The organism is Escherichia sp. WS3063 (assembly GCF_046486595.1).
GTDB lineage: Bacteria > Pseudomonadota > Gammaproteobacteria > Enterobacterales > Enterobacteriaceae > Escherichia > Escherichia coli.
The window spans coordinates 151,768-171,068 of record NZ_JBJQKY010000004.1; the positions used below are offsets into that span (position 1 = coordinate 151,768).

Genomic DNA, 19,301 nt, shown 5'->3' on the forward strand with positions numbered 1-19,301 from the left:
GCTATTCCTGCTGCAACGCCTGTAATCACTCTCCCTGCTGCTCCAGTGCATACTTATACAGCGCATTTTTCTTCACGCCGTGAATTTCTGCTGCCAGCGCCGCCGCTTTTTTCAGTGGCAGTTCTGCCTGCAACAGCGCCAGCGTGCGCAGGGCATCGGCGGGTAAGTCTTCTTCCTGTGCTTTATGGCCTTCGACAATCAGTACCATTTCGCCTTTGCGACGGTTTTCATCTTCTTTGACCCACGCCAGCAGCTCGCCAACGGGCGCGCCGTGAATGGTTTCCCAGGTTTTGGTCAGCTCACGCGCCAGAACGACGTAGCGGGATTCGCCTAATACCGCAACGATATCTTCCAGGCTATCTAACAGACGGTGGGTAGATTCATAAAAAATCAGCGTGCGCGGCTCCGCTTCAATGGCTTTTAGCGCATCACGGCGGCCTTTTGATTTGGCAGGTAAAAAGCCTTCATAACAAAAACGATCGGATGGTAAACCCGCGGCGCTTAACGCAGTGATAGCAGCACACGGCCCGGGTAGCGGCACCACGCGAATCCCCGCTTCACGGCAGGTACGCACCAGATGGTAGCCAGGATCGTTAATTAGCGGCGTTCCGGCATCGGAAACCAGCGCAATGTTTTGCCCCTCTTGCAGCTTCGCCAGCAGCGTTTCGGCTTTTTGTTGTTCGTTATGGTCGTGCAGCGCAAACAACCGAGCATTAATCCCAAAATGTTGCAGCAATAAACCGGTGTGACGCGTATCCTCGGCGGCAATCAGATCAACGGCCTGTAATACCTCCAACGCACGCTGGGTGATATCCGCCAGATTGCCGATTGGCGTCGGTACAATGTAAAGCTGGCCCTGAGAATTATCCGCCGATTGGTGTTGTTTCATTGTGTCGTCCGTATTGCCGATTTAATATTGAGCATTGCGTAAAAAAAATATCACTGGATACATTATGGTACCCTCAACATTTTCTCGTTTGAAAGCCGCGCGTTGTCTGCCTGTTGTTCTGGCAGCCCTGATTTTCGCCGGTTGTGGCACCCATACTCCCGATCAGTCCACTGCTTATATGCAGGGCACGGCGCAGGCTGATTCTGCCTTTTACCTGCAACAGATGCAGCAAAGTTCTGATGATACCAGGATCAACTGGCAATTACTCGCCATTCGTGCACTGGTGAAAGAAGGTAAAACCGGACAGGCGGTGGAGTTGTTTAACCAACTACCGCAAGAACTGAACGATTCTCAGCGTCGCGAGAAAACACTGCTGGCGGCAGAGATTAAACTGGCGCAGAAAGATTTTGCTGGCGCGCAAAACTTGCTGGCGAAAATCACACCTGCAGATTTAGAACAAAACCAGCAAGCGCGTTACTGGCAGGCAAAAATCGATGCCAGCCAGGGGCGTCCTTCCATTGATTTACTGCGCGCGTTAATTGCTCAGGAACCGCTGCTCGGCGCGAAAGAAAAGCAGCAGAATATTGACGCCACCTGGCAGGCGCTCTCCTCCATGACTCAGGAACAGGCGAATACGCTGGTGATCAATGCCGACGAAAATATTCTGCAAGGCTGGTTGGATCTGCAGCGCATCTGGTTTGATAACCGTAACGATCCCGACATGATGAAAGCCGGGATCGCCGACTGGCAGAAACGTTATCCGAACAACCCGGGCGCGAAAATGCTGCCAACGCAGTTGGTTAACGTAAAAGCGTTTAAACCAGCATCGACCAACAAAATCGCCCTGCTGTTGCCACTGAATGGCCAGGCAGCGGTATTTGGTCGCACTATTCAGCAAGGCTTTGAAGCGGCGAAAAATATCGGCACTCAGCCAGTGGCGGCCCAGGTAGCTGCCGCACCTGCCGCAGACGTAGCAGAACAACCTCAGCCGCAAACCGTGGATGGCGTTGCCAGCCCGGCACAAGCCTCGGTTAGCGATCTGACCGGTGAACAACCTGCGGCCCAGCCGGTGCCTGTAAGCGCCCCGGCGGCAACCACCGCAGCGGTAAGCGCACCCGCGAATCCATCCGCAGAGCTGAAAATCTACGATACATCATCACAACCACTTAGCCAGATCCTCAACCAGGTTCAACAGGATGGCGCGAGTATTGTGGTCGGTCCGTTGCTGAAAAATAACGTTGAAGAGTTGCTGAAGAGCAACACCCCGCTGAACGTGCTGGCACTGAACCAGCCGGAGAATATCGAAAACCGCGTCAATATTTGTTACTTCGCGCTTTCACCGGAAGACGAAGCGCGCGATGCAGCGCGTCATATTCGTGACCAGGGTAAACAAGCGCCGCTGGTGCTGATCCCACGCAGTTCATTGGGCGATCGCGTAGCCAATGCGTTTGCGCAAGAGTGGCAGAAACTGGGTGGCGGCACCGTTCTGCAACAAAAATTTGGTTCCACCAGCGAATTACGCGCGGGTGTTAACGGCGGTTCGGGTATTGCTTTAACGGGTAGCCCGATTACTCCCAGAGCGACAACCGACTCCGACATGACGACCAACAATCCAACGCTGCAAACCACGCCAACCGATGACCAGTTCACCAATAATGGCGGCCGTGTCGATGCGGTGTACATTGTGGCAACGCCGGGCGAAATCGCTTTTATCAAACCGATGATCGCCATGCGTAACGGTAGCCAGAGCGGTGCAACGCTGTACGCAAGCTCCCGAAGCGCACAAGGCACCGCGGGTCCGGATTTCCGTCTGGAAATGGAAGGTTTGCAATATAGCGAAATCCCGATGCTGGCGGGCGGTAATCTGCCATTAATGCAGCAGGCGCTCAGCGCGGTGAACAACGATTATTCGCTGGCTCGCATGTATGCGATGGGCGTCGATGCCTGGTCGTTGGCAAATCATTTCTCACAAATGCGCCAGGTTCAGGGTTTTGAAATCAACGGTAATACCGGAAGTCTGACGGCTAACCCGGATTGCGTGATTAACAGGAAGTTATCATGGCTACAGTACCAACAAGGTCAGGTAGTCCCCGCCAGTTAACCACCAAACAGACCGGCGATGCGTGGGAAGCACAAGCGCGTCGCTGGCTGGAAGGCAAAGGACTGCGGTTTATCGCCGCTAACGTGAACGAGCGTGGCGGCGAGATCGATCTGATAATGCGTGAAGGCCGGACCACCGTTTTTGTCGAGGTGCGTTACCGCCGCTCTGCGCTTTATGGCGGCGCGGCAGCCAGTGTGACCCGCAGCAAACAACACAAATTATTACAGACTGCCCGCTTGTGGCTCGCGCGTCATAATGGGAGTTTTGATACTGTGGATTGCCGGTTCGATGTGGTAGCCTTCACCGGGAATGAGGTTGAGTGGATTAAGGATGCCTTTAATGACCACTCATAATTAAGGTTTAAGGATTAGCGTGCAAGAAAGAATTAAAGCTTGCTTCACTGAAAGCATTCAAACTCAAATTGCGGCGGCAGAGGCGCTTCCGGATGCCATCTCGCGTGCAGCTATGACGCTGGTTCAGTCTCTGCTCAATGGCAACAAAATCCTCTGTTGTGGTAATGGAACTTCCGCTGCCAATGCACAGCATTTTGCTGCCAGCATGATCAACCGTTTCGAAACGGAGCGGCCCAGCTTACCTGCCATTGCACTAAATACTGATAATGTTGTCTTAACGGCAATTGCCAACGATCGCTTACATGATGAAGTGTATGCAAAACAGGTGCGGGCGCTGGGTCATGCGGGAGATGTATTGTTAGCCATTTCCACCCGTGGCAACAGCCGCGATATTGTAAAAGCGGTAGAAGCTGCCGTTACGCGTGATATGACCATTGTGGCATTAACCGGCTATGACGGCGGTGAACTTGCAGGTTTGTTAGGGCCACAGGATGTGGAGATCCGCATTCCTTCGCATCGTAGTGCTCGCATTCAGGAGATGCATATGCTGACGGTAAATTGCCTGTGCGATCTGATCGATAACACGCTTTTCCCTCACCAGGATGTTTAAGGAGAATACATGAAGGCATTATCGCCAATCGCAGTCCTTCTTTCCGCGCTGCTGTTGCAAGGTTGTGTTGCCGCTGCCGTAGTGGGTACCGCTGCTGTGGGTACCAAAGCCGCAACTGACCCACGCAGTGTCGGCACCCAGGTGGACGATGGTACCCTGGAAGTGCGCGTAAACAGCGCATTGTCGAAAGACGAACAGATTAAGAAAGAAACCCGTATTAATGTCACGGCGTATCAGGGCAAAGTGCTGCTGGTTGGGCAGTCACCAAACGCTGAACTTTCGGCTCGCGCTAAACAAATTGCGATGGGCGTAGACGGTGCCAACGAAGTGTATAACGAGATTCGTCAGGGCCAGCCGATTGGTCTGGGCGAAGCGTCTAACGATACGTGGATCACCACCAAAGTGCGTTCGCAGCTCTTAACCAGCGACCTGGTGAAATCGTCTAACGTGAAAGTGACCACCGAAAACGGTGAAGTGTTCCTGATGGGGCTGGTGACTGAACGTGAAGCGAAAGCGGCGGCAGATATTGCCAGCCGGGTAAGCGGCGTGAAGCGGGTAACTACGGCGTTTACGTTTATTAAATAGCAGCCCTTGTAATGCCTGATGCGACGCTTGCAGCGTCTTATCAGGCCTACAACGATGCAAACCGTAGGTCGGATAAGGCGTTTACGCCGCATCCGACATGTTTTCCCTCAAATCAAGCCAACAGCGCCAACCCGCCGACAATCACACCAGACACTGCCACCATCGCCCCCGTCAGCCATAGGGCTTTCGCCGGGAACGCTTTGCGCAGCATAATCAGTGACGGCAAACTCACCGCCGGGAGCGTCATCAACAATGCCAGCGCCGGAGCGGTTCCCATGCCTGCCAGCATCATCGTTTGCACAATCGGAATTTCTGCTGCCGTGGGAATGACAAACAAGCATCCTGCCACCGCCATCGCCACCACCCACATCAGGCTGTTATCGACAGCACCATCGGCATGGGGGAATAGCCAGACGCGAGCGGCACCCAACACCAGTACTGCAAGGATGTAAACCGGGATTGTACTCCAGAAAAGCGTCCATAGCGCCCTGCCCCAGCGGCTAAAAAATCCTCCCTGTGCTTCCGGTATGTCAATTTCGACCGGTGCCTGCGTTTGCGGTGTTTCACGCACCCATTTTTGCACCAGCGTCGCAATCAGCAACACCATCACCAGCCCCGCCACCAGACGAATCGCCGCAAAACCCCAGCCGAGGACGAACCCCATAAACACCAGCGTCGCCGGGTTTAACAACGGATTCCCCATCCAGAATGCCAGCGCACCGCCCATCGACACCTGTTGGCGACGCATTCCCGCCGCGACCGGAGCCGCACAGCAGGTACACATCATGCCCGGCAGCGAAAACAGCGTTCCCAGCAGCGTGCCGCGAAAGCGCGATTGCCCAAGCGTACGCAATAACCAGTCACGCGGGATCAGCACCTGAATCAACGACCCGAGCAGTACGCCCAGCACCGCCGCTTTCCATACCGCGAGGAAATAGATCATCGCGTAATCCAACGCCGCCTGCCACGGATTAGCATCCGCCTGCGCAAGGATAGATTTACCGATACTGTGGGTTTCGGCAGCAGTAAACGCTTTGCCGTAGTAAGGTTGCCATTTCACATACCAGAGACCAGCAATGACAACGAGAAAGAAAAGCGCGGGTTTCCACCACTGAATGGGCGTTGCCGCCTGAGATGAAGACTGACCAGTCATAGCATTCCCCAGGAATAAGATATGATAATTGAGCGCGTGAATATTACGCTCACTATCATTTCTTGGGAATAATTATTCAGCTCTTTTGCGTAATTCTGAAGAGCTTAAAATCGTCACGCCTTCATGCTCAGGCCGCATCGCCTCTGCCAACATGACCCGCGCCACGTCTCTCGCATCAATGGATTTCCAGTTACCTGGTAACAAACGGAACAGCGGCGCAAAAAGCGTTTCATTCATCCGCCGTTTGCTACGATCGCCCAGTAACATCGACGGGCGAGCAATGGTCAATTTCGGCCAGTTCTGGGCGATTAATGCTTCTTCCATCTCCCCTTTGACGCGGTTATAGAAAAACGGCGAGTGGGCATTGGCACCCATCGCACTGACTACCAACATATGCTGCGCACCAAGCCGCCGCCCGGTTAAGGCGGTGTCCACTACCAGCGTGTAATCGGCATGAATAAACGCCTCTTTACTCCCCGCTTCTCGCCGCGTGGTGCCGAGACAACAAAACACAATGTCGATGGGATCGGTGACCTGCGCCAGCGCGTCGGTCAGTTGCGGATCATGGGGATTAAACACCCCTGGCATATCGCCCAACGGACGTCGCGTCGGCGCGGCTATGGCGTTAACTTTCGGTTCGTTAATCAACATCCGCAGCAGGTGACCGCCCACCAGCCCCGTTGCGCCTGTAATCAGTACCTGACTCATCTTCGCTCCTTTACAGAATTGTCTGCCTTGCGCTCCACGGCTCATGCACCAGGCTTAATAGACCATGAGGTAATTATCCCCGATTGTGGGAAATTCGCCTCATCCAATGCAACAACGCGGAGGAAGCATGAGTAAGAAAATTGCCGTTTTAATCAGTGATGAATTTGAGGATTCAGAATTTACTTCACCCGCAGACGAGTTCCGTAAAGCCGGACACGAAGTGATTACCATTGAAAAGCAAGCGGGTAAAACGGTAAAAGGCAAAAAAGGAGAAGCCAGTGTGACCATCGATAAATCCATCGATGAAGTGACGCCAGCGGAGTTTGATGCCCTGCTGCTACCGGGCGGCCATTCACCGGATTATCTGCGTGGCGACAACCGTTTTGTCACTTTCACCCGTGATTTTGTGAATAGCGGCAAACCTGTTTTCGCCATCTGTCACGGTCCGCAGCTGCTGATCAGCGCCGATGTGATTCGGGGGCGCAAACTGACTGCCGTTAAACCGATCATTATTGATGTTAAAAACGCGGGCGCGGAATTTTACGATCAGGAAGTGGTGGTCGATAAAGATCAGCTGGTTACCAGCCGTACACCGGACGATCTGCCAGCGTTTAACCGCGAGGCATTACGCCTGCTCGGTGCCTGAGTTACGTAGCCAGATCATTTTTTTACCAAAGCCCAGCGTGTTGTCGGTGAATTTGATTTCATCAAGCCGGATTTCCCACACCGGGGCCCACAGCATTCTGGCAACCGGAAAGCGACGGTTGTACGCCTTGCGTGCGAGGTCGCTTTCCTCACCTTCCAGCCTGCGGATCTCACCTTTAAACTGCACACCGCGAATTAACGCTACTGTTTTCGGCTGACCGTTTACCGTTCCGGCAACCGCAGCCTGCGGCCCACTCATCTGCGCGTGGCGTGTTTTTTCTTCCGTCAAAATGTAGAAGGCGACTTTCTGTGCATCAAAAAGATAAAAGGCATTGGCGCACCAGAGTTCCCCTTCCTGCTGCACACACCAGGTGACAACATGTTGTTTTGCCAGCCAACGGCTGATGGCGGTGAGTGTTTCCATTGCTGTTCTCTTTTATACTGTGGGCCTGACCTTAACATGCGACGCAGACGATGACACCCTGGTTTCTTTACTTGATCCGTACCGCCGACAATAAGCTTTATACCGGGATCACCACGGATGTCGAACGCCGCTATCAGCAACATCAAAGCGGCAAAGGCGCAAAAGCACTGCGTGGGAAAGGTGAACTGACGCTGGCATTTTTCGCGCCAGTGGGCGACCGTTCGCTGGCACTACGGGCGGAATATCGCGTTAAACAACTGACCAAACGGCAAAAAGAGCGTCTGGTAGCGGAAGGCGCAGGGTTTGCAGAACTGTTGAGCAGCCTGCAAACCCCAAAGATTAAAAGCGATTGAAATGCTCGTGATACTCAACCAGACCAGTTACGCCGTTCAGCGCGTCATCCGCTAAACGATGTACCTGGAAGGCGCTTTCAGTGCCCGGCCAGCGGCAACGCAGATCGTGATGTGCCGCCAGTTCAAAGCCGAAACGGCTGTACAGCGCCGGATCGCCCAGCGTCACCACTGCGGCATAGCCGAACTCATTAAGCGAATCGAGTCCTTCATAGACCAGTTGGCGTGCCAGCCCCTGTCCACGGTATTTTTCATCTACCGCCAGCGGTGCCATGCCGACCCATTGCAGGTCTTCGCCCTGCACATCAACCGGACTAAATGCCACATAGCCAATGACCTGACCTTCGTCATCTGTCGCCACCAGCCCCAGCGTCAGAAAGCCATCTTCACGCAGATCGTGAACCAGCTTCGCTTCCGCATCACTTTCGAATGAACGACGCAGCAGGGCATCAATACCCGGCGCATCAATGGGAATTTCTACTCGAATTAGCATGGTTCACCTACCGATGTCTGTTTGGTTTCAGGCGCGGTTTTCATTCCCGCCTCAACAAAATCCGCCAGTTGCAGCAGCATCACGCGTAAGGCTTTCGGCATTTGCTCCAGTTCAATGGCGTCCATCAGGTTTTTCACATACAGCCCCAGCTCCGTATCGCCTTCAATTACCAGCCGACGCTGGAAGAAGAGCGTATCCGGATCTTGTTTACGCGCCGCAATCATCAGCAGATCGCTGGCGTCGGCACTAAAACTCACATCAGCTTGCGCGTTCTGGCTAACGACCAGTTTGCCATTCACCACCGAGGTAAACCATTGCAGGTCAATATCACGCACATGAATACTTAACCAGCGGCCTTCAAGAAACTCCAGCTCGCCATCATCCAGCGCCTGACGGAATTGCCAGCTTAAGACCTGCTCAAGAACCTGGCGTTTTAGCGCAAATGGCGTCAGTTTTACCGGTACACTCAACAGAGATGGCCCCAAATGCACAATACGGGAACGCAGTTTATCCAACACGAGTTTTACTCCCTGTTTCAACAATCATCCTATTTTGCCATATCAGAAAAATAACATAGCGGTATAAATCAACAATTCCATATGAAATTGCTGCTACCACCAATACAACTTTAACTGCCTTAAATCAAAAATTGTCGCAGCAAGGTTAACTAAAATCCCAGTTCGTTAACATTTTTGCGCTTTGATAGCGCAACCTTCAGGAAAAATTATGGAGCTGCTCTGCCCTGCCGGAAATCTCCCGGCGCTTAAGGCGGCCATCGAAAACGGCGCAGATGCTGTTTATATCGGGCTAAAAGATGATACCAATGCCCGTCACTTCGCCGGCCTTAACTTTACCGAGAAAAAATTGCAGGAAGCGGTGAGTTTTGTCCATCAACATCGCCGCAAACTTCACATCGCGATTAACACTTTTGCGCATCCGGACGGTTACGCCCGCTGGCAGCGCGCCGTGGATATGGCGGCGCAGCTGGGTGCCGACGCGCTGATCCTCGCCGACCTCGCCATGCTGGAGTACGCCGCCGAGCGTTACCCGCATATTGAGCGTCATGTGTCAGTGCAGGCTTCGGCGACCAATGAAGAGGCGATTAACTTTTATCATCGCCATTTTGACGTTGCCCGCGTGGTGCTGCCGCGCGTGTTGTCGATTCATCAGGTGAAACAACTGGCACGGGTCACACCTGTCCCGCTGGAAGTGTTTGCTTTCGGCAGCCTGTGCATTATGTCGGAAGGCCGTTGCTATCTGTCGTCGTATCTGACGGGTGAGTCGCCCAACACTGTGGGTGCGTGTTCTCCGGCCCGTTTCGTGCGCTGGCAACAAACGCCGCAGGGGCTGGAATCCCGCCTGAACGAAGTGCTGATCGACCGTTATCAGGACGGCGAAAACGCAGGTTATCCGACGCTGTGTAAAGGGCGTTATCTGGTGGACGGCGAGCGCTATCACGCGCTGGAAGAACCCACCAGTCTCAATACCCTGGAACTGCTGCCGGAGTTAATGGCAGCGAATATTGCTTCGGTGAAAATTGAAGGCCGCCAGCGTAGCCCGGCGTATGTCAGCCAGGTGGCGAAAGTCTGGCGTCAGGCTATCGACCGTTGTAAGGCCGATCCGCAAAACTTCATACCGCAAAGCGCGTGGATGGAGACGCTCGGGTCGATGTCCGAAGGCACGCAGACCACCCTTGGCGCGTATCACCGTAAATGGCAGTGAGAAAAGCAATGAAATATTCCTTAGGGCCAGTGCTGTGGTACTGGCCAAAAGAGACGCTGGAAGAATTTTATCAGCAGGCCGCCGCCAGCAGCGCCGACGTGATTTATCTTGGTGAAGCGGTCTGTAGCAAACGCCGGGCAACCAAAGTTGGCGACTGGCTGGAGATGGCAAAATCGCTCGCCGGAAGTGGCAAGCAGATTGTGCTCTCCACGCTGGCACTGGTGCAGGCATCCTCCGAACTGGGCGAACTGAAACGCTATGTTGAGAACGGTGAGTTTCTGATTGAAGCCAGCGATCTCGGCGTGGTGAATATGTGCGCTGAACGCAAACTGCCGTTCGTCGCCGGGCACGCGCTGAACTGCTACAACGCGGTGACGCTGAAAATATTGCTCAAACAGGGCATGATGCGCTGGTGTATGCCGGTGGAGCTTTCCCGCGACTGGTTGGTGAATCTGCTTAATCAGTGCGATGAGCTGGGCATTCGCAACCAGTTTGAAGTGGAAGTCCTGAGCTACGGTCATCTGCCGCTGGCCTACTCCGCCCGCTGCTTTACCGCGCGTTCGGAAGACCGCCCGAAAGATGAGTGTGAAACCTGCTGCATTAAGTATCCGAACGGGCGCAACGTGCTATCGCAGGAAAACCAACAAGTGTTTGTACTCAATGGCATTCAGACCATGAGCGGCTACGTTTACAACCTCGGTAACGAGCTGACATCCATGCAGGGGCTGGTCGATGTGGTCCGCCTGTCACCGCAGGGTACTGACACTTTCGCAATGCTCGACGCCTTCCGCGCCAATGAAAATGGCGCTGCACCACTGCCGTTGACGGCAAACAGCGATTGTAACGGCTACTGGCGGCGGCTGGCCGGGCTGGAGCTGCAAGCGTAAGTATATAGCTCACTTTGTTAACAACTTTAACTACTCTTTAATGCAGTATTAAAGATTAATCGGTAACAAAGTGAGCTGTTATGACTGATAAAACCATTGCGTTTTCGCTACTCGATCTGGCCCCCATCCCCGAAGGCTCTTCAGCGCGAGAAGCGTTCTCCCACTCTCTCGATCTCGCCCGTCTGGCTGAAAAGCACGGCTATCATCGCTACTGGCTGGCAGAACACCACAATATGACCGGTATTGCCAGTGCTGCAACATCAGTTTTGATTGGCTATCTGGCAGCGAATACCACCACACTGCATCTGGGGTCTGGCGGCGTGATGTTGCCTAACCACTCACCGTTGGTGATCGCCGAACAATTCGGCACGCTCAATACGCTCTATCCGGGGCGAATCGATTTGGGGCTGGGTCGTGCTCCGGGTAGTGACCAGCGAACCATGATGGCTCTACGTCGTCATATGAGCGGCGATATTGATAATTTTCCCCGCGATGTCGCGGAGCTGGTGGACTGGTTTGACGCCCGCGATCCCAATCCGCATGTGCGCCCGGTACCAGGCTATGGCGAGAAAATCCCCGTGTGGTTGTTAGGCTCCAGCCTTTACAGCGCGCAACTGGCGGCGCAGCTTGGTCTGCCGTTTGCGTTTGCCTCACACTTCGCGCCGGATATGTTGTTCCAGGCGCTGCATCTTTATCGCAGCAACTTCAAGCCGTCGGCACGACTGGAAAAACCATACGCGATGGTGTGCATCAATATTGTCGCCGCCGACAGCAACCGCGACGCTGAATTTCTGTTTACCTCGATGCAGCAAGCCTTTGTGAAGCTGCGCCGTGGCGAAACCGGGCAACTGCCGCCGCCGATTCAAAATATGGATCAGTTCTGGTCACCGTCCGAGCAGTATGGCGTGCAGCAGGCGCTGAGTATGTCGCTGGTGGGTGATAAAGCGAAAGTGCGTCATGGTTTGCAGTCGATCCTGCGCGAAACCGACGCCGATGAGATTATGGTTAACGGGCAGATTTTCGACCACCAGGCGCGCCTGCATTCGTTTGAACTGGCGATGGATGTGAAGGAAGAATTATTGGGGTAGTGTGTTTTAACGTAGGAAGCCTTATCCGAGATGGCAACGCTGCCCTACACAATGCCTGATAAGCGAAGCGCATCAGGCATTGTGTAGGCAGCAGAAATGTCGGATAAGGCACCGCTGATTACTGATACACCGGCAGCAAATTAAAGCTCGATAAAATATGCACCAGTGCGTTGCCAACGCCAAACACCAGAATCAGCGCAATCATCGGCTTGCCGCCCCAGACGCGGAATTTCGGGCTGCCAAAGCGTTTACGCGATGCGCGGGCCAACAGCGCCGGTACAATTGCCGCCCAGATAGTAGCTGCTAAGCCAGCATAACCAATGGCGTACAGGAATCCGTTAGGAAACAGCAGGCCACCCACAACAGGCGGGGCAAAGGTCAGCAACGCTGTTTTCAAACGGCCCATAGCCGAGTCGTCAAAACCAAACAGATCTGCCAGATAGTCAAACAAACCCAGCGTTACGCCAAGGAACGAACTCGCTACCGCAAAGTTTGAGAACACGACCAGTAGAAGGTCCAGACTACGGCTGTTCAGTACGCCGCTTAACGCCTGTACCAGCACATCAATATTACCGCCCTTCTCGGCGATGCCGATAAACTCCGGACGCGGGATGTTACCCATCGTCGCCAGCAACCAGATGGTATACAGCGCCAGCGCCATCAGCGTACCGTACACCAGGCATTTCACGATGGTTTTCGGATCTTTGCCGTAATACTTCATCAGGCTCGGTACGTTACCGTGATAACCAAACGATGCCAGACAGAACGGCAGCGTCATCAACAGATACGGTGCATAAGACGCATTGCTTTCGGCGACGTTGAACAATGTCGCAGGCTGTACATGCCCCAGTAGGCTACCGAAGGTGAGGAAGAAGGTAATGACTTTCGCACCCAGCACAATCGCCGTCATGCGGCTGACCGCTTTGGTGCTCAACCACACCACAAACGCCACCAGCAGTGCAAAACCAAAACCCGCTGCCCGTGCCGGGACGTTCAATGACATCTCTGCGAAGGTATGATGCAGAATCGAACCGCTGGCAGAAATATAGGCATAGGTCAGGATATAGAGCACAAAGGCAATGGAAATGCCGTTGACCACGTTCCAGCCTTTGCCCAGCAAATCTTTGGTGATGGTGTCAAAGCTAGAACCGATTCGGTAATTCAGGTTAGCTTCCAGAATCATCAAGCCGGAATGCAGCATACAGAACCAGGTAAAGATCAGCGCCGCCATTGACCAGAAGAACCACGCCCCGGACATGACCACAGGCAGAGAAAACATCCCTGCGCCAATAATGGTGCCGCCGATAATCACCACGCCGCCAAGCAGCGACGGTGACGTTTGGGTGGTGATTAGTGTTGCCATGAGGGCTTCTCTCCAGTGAAAAATAGTGCGACTGCGTTGTTATGCATTGCACTGTACCAGTACATGAGTACAAAAAACAGAAAAAAAGCCCCGATTGTTAAAATCGGGGCTGTATATATTATTTTACAGACTGTATTCGCTGTTCAGCGATGATTACGCATCGCCACCGAAACGACGACGACCGGTAGAGTCATCACGACGCGGTGCGCGGCCTTCACGACGTTCGCCGCTAAAACGACGACCATCACCACGGCCACCTTCACGGCGTTCACCGCTGAAGTTACGACCGCCTTCACGACGTTCGCCACCGAAACCACGACCACCGCCACGACGCTCACCGCCAGTATGCGGCTGTGCATCGCCCAGTAACTGCATATTCATCGGCTTGTTGAGAATGCGAGTACGCGTAAAGTGTTGCAGCACTTCACCCGGCATACCTTTCGGCAGTTCGATGGTGGAGTGAGAAGCAAACAGCTTGATGTTACCGATGTAACGGCTGCTGATGTCGCCTTCGTTAGCAATCGCACCAACGATATGACGAACTTCAACACCATCATCGCGGCCCACTTCAATGCGGTACAGCTGCATATCGCCAACATCACGACGTTCACGACGCGGACGATCTTCACGGTCACCACGCGGGCCACGGTCGTTACGATCGCGCGGACCACGGTCATCACGGTCACGGAATTCACGTTTCGGACGCATCGGCGCATCTGGCGGAACAATCAGAGTACGTTCACCCTGTGCCATTTTCAGCAGTGCGGCGGCCAGAGTTTCGAGATCCAGCTCTTCACCTTCTGCCGTCGGCTGAATTTTGCTCAGCAGTGCACGGTATTGATCCAGATCGCTGCTTTCCAGCTGCTGCTGTACTTTAGCGGCGAATTTTTCCAGACGACGTTTGCCCAGCAGTTCTGCGTTCGGCAGTTCAACTTCCGGAATGGTCAGCTTCATGGTGCGTTCAATGTTACGCAGCAGACGACGCTCACGGTTCTCAACGAACAGCAGCGCGCGGCCAGCACGGCCCGCACGACCAGTACGACCGATACGGTGAACGTAAGACTCAGAATCCATCGGGATATCGTAGTTAACTACCAGGCTGATACGCTCAACGTCCAGGCCACGGGCCGCAACGTCGGTCGCAATCAGGATGTCCAGACGACCATCTTTCAGTCGTTCCAGTGTCTGCTCACGCAGCGCCTGGTTCATGTCACCGTTCAGCGCGGCGCTGTTGTAGCCGTTACGCTCAAGGGCTTCTGCCACTTCCAGAGTCGCGTTTTTGGTACGAACGAAGATAATCGCCGCATCAAAATCTTCCGCTTCCAGGAAACGTACCAGTGCTTCGTTTTTACGCATACCCCAGACAGTCCAGTAGCTCTGGCTGATGTCAGGACGGGTCGTCACGCTGGACTGAATGCGCACTTCCTGCGGCTCTTTCATAAAGCGGCGGGTAATGCGACGAATCGCTTCCGGCATGGTTGCAGAGAACAGAGCGGTCTGATGACCTTCCGGGATCTGCGCCATAATAGTTTCAACGTCTTCGATGAAGCCCATGCGCAGCATTTCGTCAGCTTCATCCAGAACCAGACCGCTCAGTTTAGAAAGGTCCAGAGTGCCACGTTTCAGGTGATCCAGCAGACGGCCCGGAGTACCGACAACGATCTGCGGCCCCTGACGCAGGGCGCGTAATTGCACGTCATAACGCTGGCCGCCGTACAGGGCAACCACATTTACGCCGCGCATGTGTTTAGAGAAATCCGTCATTGCCTCAGCAACCTGTACCGCCAGTTCGCGGGTCGGTGCCAGCACCAGGATCTGTGGTGCTTTCAGCTCAGGATCAAGATTCTGCAGCAGAGGTAAAGAGAATGCTGCAGTTTTTCCGCTCCCCGTCTGGGCCATACCCAGAACGTCGCGGCCATTCAGCAGATGTGGAATACACTCTGCCTGAATTGGAGATGGTTTTTCGTAACCCAGATCGTTAAGGGCTTCAAGGATAGGAGCCTTCAGGCCCAGATCTGCAAAAGTGGTTTCGAATTCAGCCATGTAGTACGTGTGCCTCAAAATTAATGGCGGCCAGTCTACATAACTCATCATGAAATTGATCAGCAATTTTCATTGAAAAGTGTGAACCGGCTCAAAGTAGGTGTATTAACGAACAACAACGCCCTCACCCGTTAAGGTGATGGCAATCAAAAAAGATTACGGGCTGATGTGTACGTCAGCTATTGCTGGTCCGATTCTGCCAGGTCATCTTGGTCCTGGCCCAGGAGCGATAATTCCAACAATGCGTATCGGTGCTCAACAAAGTTATGAACGTTGTTGGCAACCGCCAGTTTGAACAGTGCCGTGGCGCTGTCCAAATCCCCCAGACTTAGGTAGTACTTACCTAAATAGAAGTTGGTTTCACTGAGATGCTCAGCGAGCGAGGTGTTATCCGTTGCGTCCGCCTTGAGCCTTTCCATTAACGTTTGTTCGCTAATGTTGCCCAGGTAGAACTCGACAATGTTCCATCCCCACTGTTCCTTATCCGATTTTTCGAAGTGCTGTTTCAACACTTCTTTAGCCTGCTTCTCATCGAGCTTCTGCTCGGCGAGATAAAGCCACAGACTACGGAAAGGATCATTGGGATCGTCTTGATAAAACGCCAGCAGATCATCTTGCGCTAACTTGTCACGACCGCCGTAATATAATGCGATCCCGCGATTCAAGTGCGCGTAGTTGTAAGTTGGATCAAGCTCAAGTACAGAATCAAACGCTTCATAGGCAGCATCAAAATTGCCTGCCTGCGTTAAATATATGCCTAAGTAATTGAATACTTCAGGCATATCCGGTCGGATTGCCAGCGCTTGCGAAAAATCGTTACGCGCTAATGCCCTCAGACCGAGACTATCATACAACACTCCGCGCTCATATAAAAGCTGTGCGCGTTCGTCATCGGTTAAAGCCCGACTGGCAAGGATTTGTTCCATACGTGCCAGAATCACTTCCTGCTGTAAAGTCGGTTGCAATGGTACCGCGAGGACTTCACTTTTACGCCAGGAAGTATTACTGCATCCTGCAAGCGTAAGTGCTGTCGCAACGAAACACCAGCGCAAAAAAGGCTTCATTTCCCACTCCCGAAGACCACGGTTGAATGAACGTCCTGTTCCCGGTTGCTAACAAGGCGTCCTGCCCGGTTAAAAGCCCCCCGCCGCAGCGGAGGGCAAATGGCAACCTTACTCGCCCTGTTCAGCAGCCGGAGCTTCCGGTGCTGCAGCAGGTTGAGACTGCTCAGTCGCTTCTTTAATGCTCAGACGGATACGGCCCTGGCGATCAACTTCCAGAACTTTCACCGGTACTTCCTGACCCATCTGCAGGTAATCGGTCACTTTCTCAACGCGTTTGTCAGCGATCTGAGAGATGTGTACCAGACCTTCTTTACCGCCGCCGATGGCAACAAATGCGCCAAAGTCAACGATACGGGTCACTTTACCATTGTAGACGCGGCCCACTTCGATTTCTGCAGTGATCTCTTCGATACGACGAATAGCATGTTTCGCTTTCTCGCCGTCGGTCGCTGCGATTTTCACAGTACCGTCATCTTCGATTTCGATGGTGGTGCCAGTTTCTTCGGTCAGAGCACGGATAACAGAACCGCCTTTACCGATAACGTCTTTGATCTTGTCCGGGTTGATCTTGATGGTATGGATACGCGGAGCGAACTCAGAGATATCGCCGCGCGGCGCGTTGATCGCCTGTTCCATTACGCCCAGGATATGCAGACGCGCACCTTTAGCCTGGTTCAGTGCAACCTGCATGATCTCTTTGGTGATACCTTCAATTTTGATATCCATCTGCAATGCAGAGATACCGTCGCGGGAACCCGCAACTTTGAAGTCCATATCGCCCAGGTGATCTTCGTCGCCCAAAATGTCAGACAGTACAACGTAGTTGTCGCCTTCTTTCACCAGACCCATTGCGATACCCGCAACGGCAGCTTTGATTGGCACACCTGCGTCCATCAGCGCCAGAGACGCGCCGCACACGGAAGCCATAGAAGAAGAACCGTTGGATTCGGTGATTTCAGACACTACACGTACGGTGTACGGGAATTTGTCCATATCCGGCATGACTGCCAGCACGCCGCGCTTCGCCAGACGACCGTGACCAATTTCACGACGCTTCGGAGAACCGACCATGCCGGTTTCGCCTACGGAGTACGGAGGGAAGTTGTAGTGGAACAGGAAGGTGTCAGTACGTTCGCCCATCAGTTCATCAAGAACCTGCGCGTCACGTGCAGTACCCAGCGTTGCGGTAACCAGCGCCTGAGTTTCACCACGGGTGAACAGCGCAGAACCGTGAGTACGCGGCAGCACGCCAGTACGCACATCCAGACCACGAATCATATCTTTTTCACGACCGTCGATACGCGGTTCGCCTGCCAGTACGCGGCTACGAACAACGTTTTTCTCGATAGCGTGCAGAATTTCACCCAGTTCGTTTTCGTCCAGGGTTTCATCTTCAGCAAGCAGCGTCGCGATGGTTTCAGATTTGATGACATCAACCTGCGCATAACGCTCTTGTTTGTCGGTGATGCGGTAAGCATCGCTCAGACGAGCTTCAGCCAGTGCAGCAACGCGCGCGTTCAGCGCTTCGTTTACCGGCTCCGGCTGCCAGTCCCAACGCGGTTTACCGGCTTCTTTCACCAGTTCATTGATGTTCTGAATGACAACCTGCTGTTGTTCATGACCGAACACTACTGCGCCCAGCATCTGATCTTCGCTCAGCAGTTCAGCTTCAGATTCAACCATCAGTACAGCGGCTTCAGTACCCGCAACAACCAGATCCAGTTTGCTCTCTTTCAGCTCGTCCTGAGTCGGGTTCAGTACGTACTGGTCATTGATGTAACCTACGCGGGCAGCACCAATCGGACCATTGAACGGAATACCAGACAGAGACAGTGCTGCGGAAGCACCAATCATCGCGACGATATCCGGGTTAACTTGCGGGTTAACAGAAACCACGGTGGCGATAACCTGAACTTCGTTGACGAAGCCTTCCGGGAACAGCGGGCGAATCGGGCGGTCAATCAGACGCGCGATCAGGGTTTCGCCTTCGCTTGGGCGGCCTTCACGACGGAAGAAGCTACCCGGGATACGACCAGCAGCGTAGGTACGCTCCTGATAGTTAACGGTCAGTGGGAAGAAGTCCTGACCTGGTTTGGCTTTTTTCTGGCCAACAACGGTAACGAATACCGCGGTGTCATCCATGCTAACCATAACAGCGGCAGTAGCCTGACGAGCCATCATGCCGGTTTCCAGAGTCACGGTGTGTTGGCCGTACTGGAATTTACGAACGATCGGATTAAGCAATGTAATATCCTTTCTCTTTCTTAGACAGTACCTTACGGCACTGGTGTTAATACCCGATCTTCTGCGCATCCTCGCGACTAATGACAACCCTAACCCAGCCCAATGTGGGTAAAGCCTCTCATTAGCCGCGCGAACCTCTGCAACGGAAGATCATTCATAGCAACAATACATTAGTTTCCAGTGAATTGCTGCCGTCAGCTTGAAAAAAGGGGCCACTCAGGCCCCCTTTTCTGAAACTCGCAAGAATTAGCGACGCAGACCCAGGCGCTCGATGAGCTGGGTGTAACGTGCTACGTCTTTACGTTTCAGGTAGTCGAGCAGTTTACGACGCTGAGAAACCATGCGCAGCAGACCACGACGGCTGTGGTGATCTTTTTTGTGCTCTGCAAAGTGGCCCTGCAGGTGGTTGATCTGTGCAGTCAGCAGTGCTACCTGAACTTCGGTAGAACCGGTGTCGTTTGCGTCACGACCAAACTCAGAAACGATTTTAGCTGTTGCTTCAGTACTTAGAGACATTTTAAAACTCCAAAGTATATAGAATGAAAGGACGCCGATCTCTAATTCAGCGATCCCAGTGTA

Annotated in this window: 21 protein-coding genes; 9 read left to right on the plus strand and 12 right to left on the minus strand. The window is 53.4% G+C overall.

Translation table 11 applies throughout. The annotated features are described in order from the left end of the window. Positions 1-25: 25 nt before the first annotated feature. Positions 26-889 (minus strand): 16S rRNA (cytidine(1402)-2'-O)-methyltransferase, encoded by an 864-nt coding sequence (gene rsmI / locus ACJHYW_RS05510; protein ID WP_000809263.1) that lies wholly within the window; start codon positions 887-889, stop codon positions 26-28. Positions 890-953: 64 nt separating this feature from the next. Between rsmI and lpoA the strand changes: the two genes are divergently transcribed. Genes lpoA through dolP form a run of 4 tightly spaced genes read left to right on the plus strand, consistent with a single transcriptional unit; the run spans position 954 to position 4,538 of the window. Continuing rightward, positions 954-2,990, plus strand: a complete 2,037-nt coding sequence (lpoA, locus tag ACJHYW_RS05515; protein WP_000249118.1) for a penicillin-binding protein activator LpoA — start codon at positions 954-956, stop codon at positions 2,988-2,990. Continuing rightward, a complete protein-coding gene (locus ACJHYW_RS05520) occupies positions 2,948-3,343 on the plus strand; it encodes a YraN family protein (RefSeq protein ID WP_000246837.1) in 396 nt (131 codons plus the stop codon). The genes lpoA and ACJHYW_RS05520 overlap by 43 nt, the downstream gene beginning before the upstream one ends. 19 nt (positions 3,344-3,362) lie before the next feature. Then, positions 3,363-3,953 carry a DnaA initiator-associating protein DiaA gene (gene diaA, locus ACJHYW_RS05525; RefSeq protein ID WP_001158035.1) on the plus strand — a complete coding sequence of 197 codons (591 nt, stop codon included), beginning with the start codon at positions 3,363-3,365 and terminating at the stop codon, positions 3,951-3,953. A gap of 9 nt (positions 3,954-3,962) precedes the next feature. After that, positions 3,963-4,538, plus strand: coding sequence for a division/outer membrane stress-associated lipid-binding lipoprotein (dolP, locus tag ACJHYW_RS05530; RefSeq protein WP_000646049.1), 576 nt, complete (start codon positions 3,963-3,965; stop codon positions 4,536-4,538). Between the two features lie 112 nt (positions 4,539-4,650). On the opposite strand, the gene ACJHYW_RS05535 is transcribed toward dolP, so the two are convergent. Both ACJHYW_RS05535 and ACJHYW_RS05540 read right to left on the minus strand, forming a co-directional pair. Then, positions 4,651-5,691, minus strand: coding sequence for a permease (locus ACJHYW_RS05535; RefSeq protein WP_000147632.1), 1,041 nt, complete (start codon positions 5,689-5,691; stop codon positions 4,651-4,653). A gap of 72 nt (positions 5,692-5,763) precedes the next feature. Then, positions 5,764-6,399: an NAD(P)H-binding protein gene (locus ACJHYW_RS05540; RefSeq protein ID WP_001361205.1), complete on the minus strand. Its 636-nt coding sequence runs from the start codon at positions 6,397-6,399 to the stop codon at positions 5,764-5,766. Between the two features lie 127 nt (positions 6,400-6,526). On the opposite strand from ACJHYW_RS05540, the gene yhbO reads away from it, so the two are divergent. After that, entirely contained in the window at positions 6,527-7,045 is a 519-nt protein-coding gene (gene yhbO, locus ACJHYW_RS05545; RefSeq protein ID WP_000037593.1) for a protein/nucleic acid deglycase, read from the plus strand. On the opposite strand, the gene ACJHYW_RS05550 is transcribed toward yhbO, so the two are convergent. Further along, entirely contained in the window at positions 7,025-7,468 is a 444-nt protein-coding gene (locus ACJHYW_RS05550; RefSeq protein WP_000449455.1) for a YhbP family protein, read from the minus strand. The genes yhbO and ACJHYW_RS05550 overlap by 21 nt on opposite strands. Positions 7,469-7,518: 50 nt before the next feature. Here ACJHYW_RS05550 and yhbQ point away from each other — a divergent pair, with 50 nt between their 5' ends. After that, positions 7,519-7,821: a DNA damage response exodeoxyribonuclease YhbQ gene (gene yhbQ / locus ACJHYW_RS05555; RefSeq protein WP_000189307.1), complete on the plus strand. Its 303-nt coding sequence runs from the start codon at positions 7,519-7,521 to the stop codon at positions 7,819-7,821. Here the strand turns inward: yhbQ and ACJHYW_RS05560 are convergent. Further along, a complete protein-coding gene (locus tag ACJHYW_RS05560; RefSeq protein ID WP_000908554.1) occupies positions 7,808-8,311 on the minus strand; it encodes a GNAT family N-acetyltransferase in 504 nt (167 codons plus the stop codon). The two genes, yhbQ and ACJHYW_RS05560, sit on opposite strands and share 14 nt — an antisense overlap. Continuing rightward, positions 8,305-8,829, minus strand: a complete 525-nt coding sequence (locus tag ACJHYW_RS05565) for an SCP2 domain-containing protein (RefSeq protein WP_001361202.1) — start codon at positions 8,827-8,829, stop codon at positions 8,305-8,307. The genes ACJHYW_RS05560 and ACJHYW_RS05565 overlap by 7 nt, the downstream gene beginning before the upstream one ends. Positions 8,830-9,037: 208 nt before the next feature. Between ACJHYW_RS05565 and ACJHYW_RS05570 the strand changes: the two genes are divergently transcribed. The 3 genes from ACJHYW_RS05570 (at position 9,038) to ACJHYW_RS05580 (ending at position 12,008) form a co-directional block, all read left to right on the plus strand. Beyond that, positions 9,038-10,033, plus strand: a complete 996-nt coding sequence (locus ACJHYW_RS05570) for a peptidase U32 family protein (protein WP_001298771.1) — start codon at positions 9,038-9,040, stop codon at positions 10,031-10,033. Between the two features lie 8 nt (positions 10,034-10,041). Then, on the plus strand, positions 10,042-10,920 hold the full coding sequence (locus ACJHYW_RS05575) for a U32 family peptidase (RefSeq protein WP_001361201.1): 879 nt from the start codon (positions 10,042-10,044) through the stop codon (positions 10,918-10,920). An 80-nt stretch (positions 10,921-11,000) separates the two neighbouring features. After that, positions 11,001-12,008 carry a luciferase-like monooxygenase gene (locus ACJHYW_RS05580; protein ID WP_000130368.1) on the plus strand — a complete coding sequence of 336 codons (1,008 nt, stop codon included), beginning with the start codon at positions 11,001-11,003 and terminating at the stop codon, positions 12,006-12,008. A 118-nt stretch (positions 12,009-12,126) separates the two neighbouring features. Here ACJHYW_RS05580 and mtr read toward each other — a convergent pair whose 3' ends face one another. The 6 genes from mtr to rpsO all read right to left on the minus strand — a co-directional run bounded on the left by mtr (position 12,127) and on the right by rpsO (position 19,238). Continuing rightward, positions 12,127-13,371: a tryptophan permease gene (mtr, locus tag ACJHYW_RS05585; RefSeq protein ID WP_061092738.1), complete on the minus strand. Its 1,245-nt coding sequence runs from the start codon at positions 13,369-13,371 to the stop codon at positions 12,127-12,129. 153 nt (positions 13,372-13,524) lie between these two features. Beyond that, entirely contained in the window at positions 13,525-15,414 is a 1,890-nt protein-coding gene (deaD, locus tag ACJHYW_RS05590) for an ATP-dependent RNA helicase DeaD (RefSeq protein ID WP_001295553.1), read from the minus strand. After that, positions 15,407-15,487, minus strand: coding sequence for a protein YrbN (yrbN, locus tag ACJHYW_RS05595; RefSeq protein ID WP_010723222.1), 81 nt, complete (start codon positions 15,485-15,487; stop codon positions 15,407-15,409). Before yrbN ends, deaD begins: the two co-directional genes overlap by 8 nt. 106 nt (positions 15,488-15,593) lie before the next feature. Further along, complete coding sequence (nlpI, locus tag ACJHYW_RS05600; RefSeq protein WP_000802080.1) at positions 15,594-16,478, minus strand: lipoprotein NlpI; 885 nt, start codon at positions 16,476-16,478, stop codon at positions 15,594-15,596. 108 nt (positions 16,479-16,586) lie between these two features. Continuing rightward, complete coding sequence (gene pnp, locus ACJHYW_RS05605; protein WP_001298330.1) at positions 16,587-18,722, minus strand: polyribonucleotide nucleotidyltransferase; 2,136 nt, start codon at positions 18,720-18,722, stop codon at positions 16,587-16,589. A gap of 246 nt (positions 18,723-18,968) precedes the next feature. Continuing rightward, the gene (gene rpsO, locus ACJHYW_RS05610; RefSeq protein ID WP_000059466.1) at positions 18,969-19,238 is read right to left on the minus strand and encodes a 30S ribosomal protein S15; all 270 of its coding nucleotides are present in this window, start codon (positions 19,236-19,238) and stop codon (positions 18,969-18,971) included. Between the last annotated feature and the right edge of the window lie 63 nt (positions 19,239-19,301).

Coding starts and splice junctions, on each gene's coding strand:
- deaD (WP_001295553.1), bottom strand. CDS start 15,414: ATGGCTGAATTCGAAACCACTTTTGCAGATCTGGGCCTGAAGGCTCCT.
- mtr (WP_061092738.1), bottom strand. CDS start 13,371: ATGGCAACACTAATCACCACCCAAACGTCACCGTCGCTGCTTGGCGGC.
- ACJHYW_RS05540 (WP_001361205.1), bottom strand. CDS start 6,399: ATGAGTCAGGTACTGATTACAGGCGCAACGGGGCTGGTGGGCGGTCAC.
- yrbN (WP_010723222.1), bottom strand. CDS start 15,487: ATGAAAATTGCTGATCAATTTCATGATGAGTTATGTAGACTGGCCGCC.
- ACJHYW_RS05580 (WP_000130368.1), top strand. CDS start 11,001: ATGACTGATAAAACCATTGCGTTTTCGCTACTCGATCTGGCCCCCATC.
- ACJHYW_RS05575 (WP_001361201.1), top strand. CDS start 10,042: ATGAAATATTCCTTAGGGCCAGTGCTGTGGTACTGGCCAAAAGAGACG.
- rsmI (WP_000809263.1), bottom strand. CDS start 889: ATGAAACAACACCAATCGGCGGATAATTCTCAGGGCCAGCTTTACATT.
- yhbQ (WP_000189307.1), top strand. CDS start 7,519: ATGACACCCTGGTTTCTTTACTTGATCCGTACCGCCGACAATAAGCTT.
- dolP (WP_000646049.1), top strand. CDS start 3,963: ATGAAGGCATTATCGCCAATCGCAGTCCTTCTTTCCGCGCTGCTGTTG.
- ACJHYW_RS05570 (WP_001298771.1), top strand. CDS start 9,038: ATGGAGCTGCTCTGCCCTGCCGGAAATCTCCCGGCGCTTAAGGCGGCC.
- ACJHYW_RS05550 (WP_000449455.1), bottom strand. CDS start 7,468: ATGGAAACACTCACCGCCATCAGCCGTTGGCTGGCAAAACAACATGTT.
- nlpI (WP_000802080.1), bottom strand. CDS start 16,478: ATGAAGCCTTTTTTGCGCTGGTGTTTCGTTGCGACAGCACTTACGCTT.
- rpsO (WP_000059466.1), bottom strand. CDS start 19,238: ATGTCTCTAAGTACTGAAGCAACAGCTAAAATCGTTTCTGAGTTTGGT.
- ACJHYW_RS05535 (WP_000147632.1), bottom strand. CDS start 5,691: ATGACTGGTCAGTCTTCATCTCAGGCGGCAACGCCCATTCAGTGGTGG.
- yhbO (WP_000037593.1), top strand. CDS start 6,527: ATGAGTAAGAAAATTGCCGTTTTAATCAGTGATGAATTTGAGGATTCA.
- ACJHYW_RS05560 (WP_000908554.1), bottom strand. CDS start 8,311: ATGCTAATTCGAGTAGAAATTCCCATTGATGCGCCGGGTATTGATGCC.
- ACJHYW_RS05520 (WP_000246837.1), top strand. CDS start 2,948: ATGGCTACAGTACCAACAAGGTCAGGTAGTCCCCGCCAGTTAACCACC.
- lpoA (WP_000249118.1), top strand. CDS start 954: ATGGTACCCTCAACATTTTCTCGTTTGAAAGCCGCGCGTTGTCTGCCT.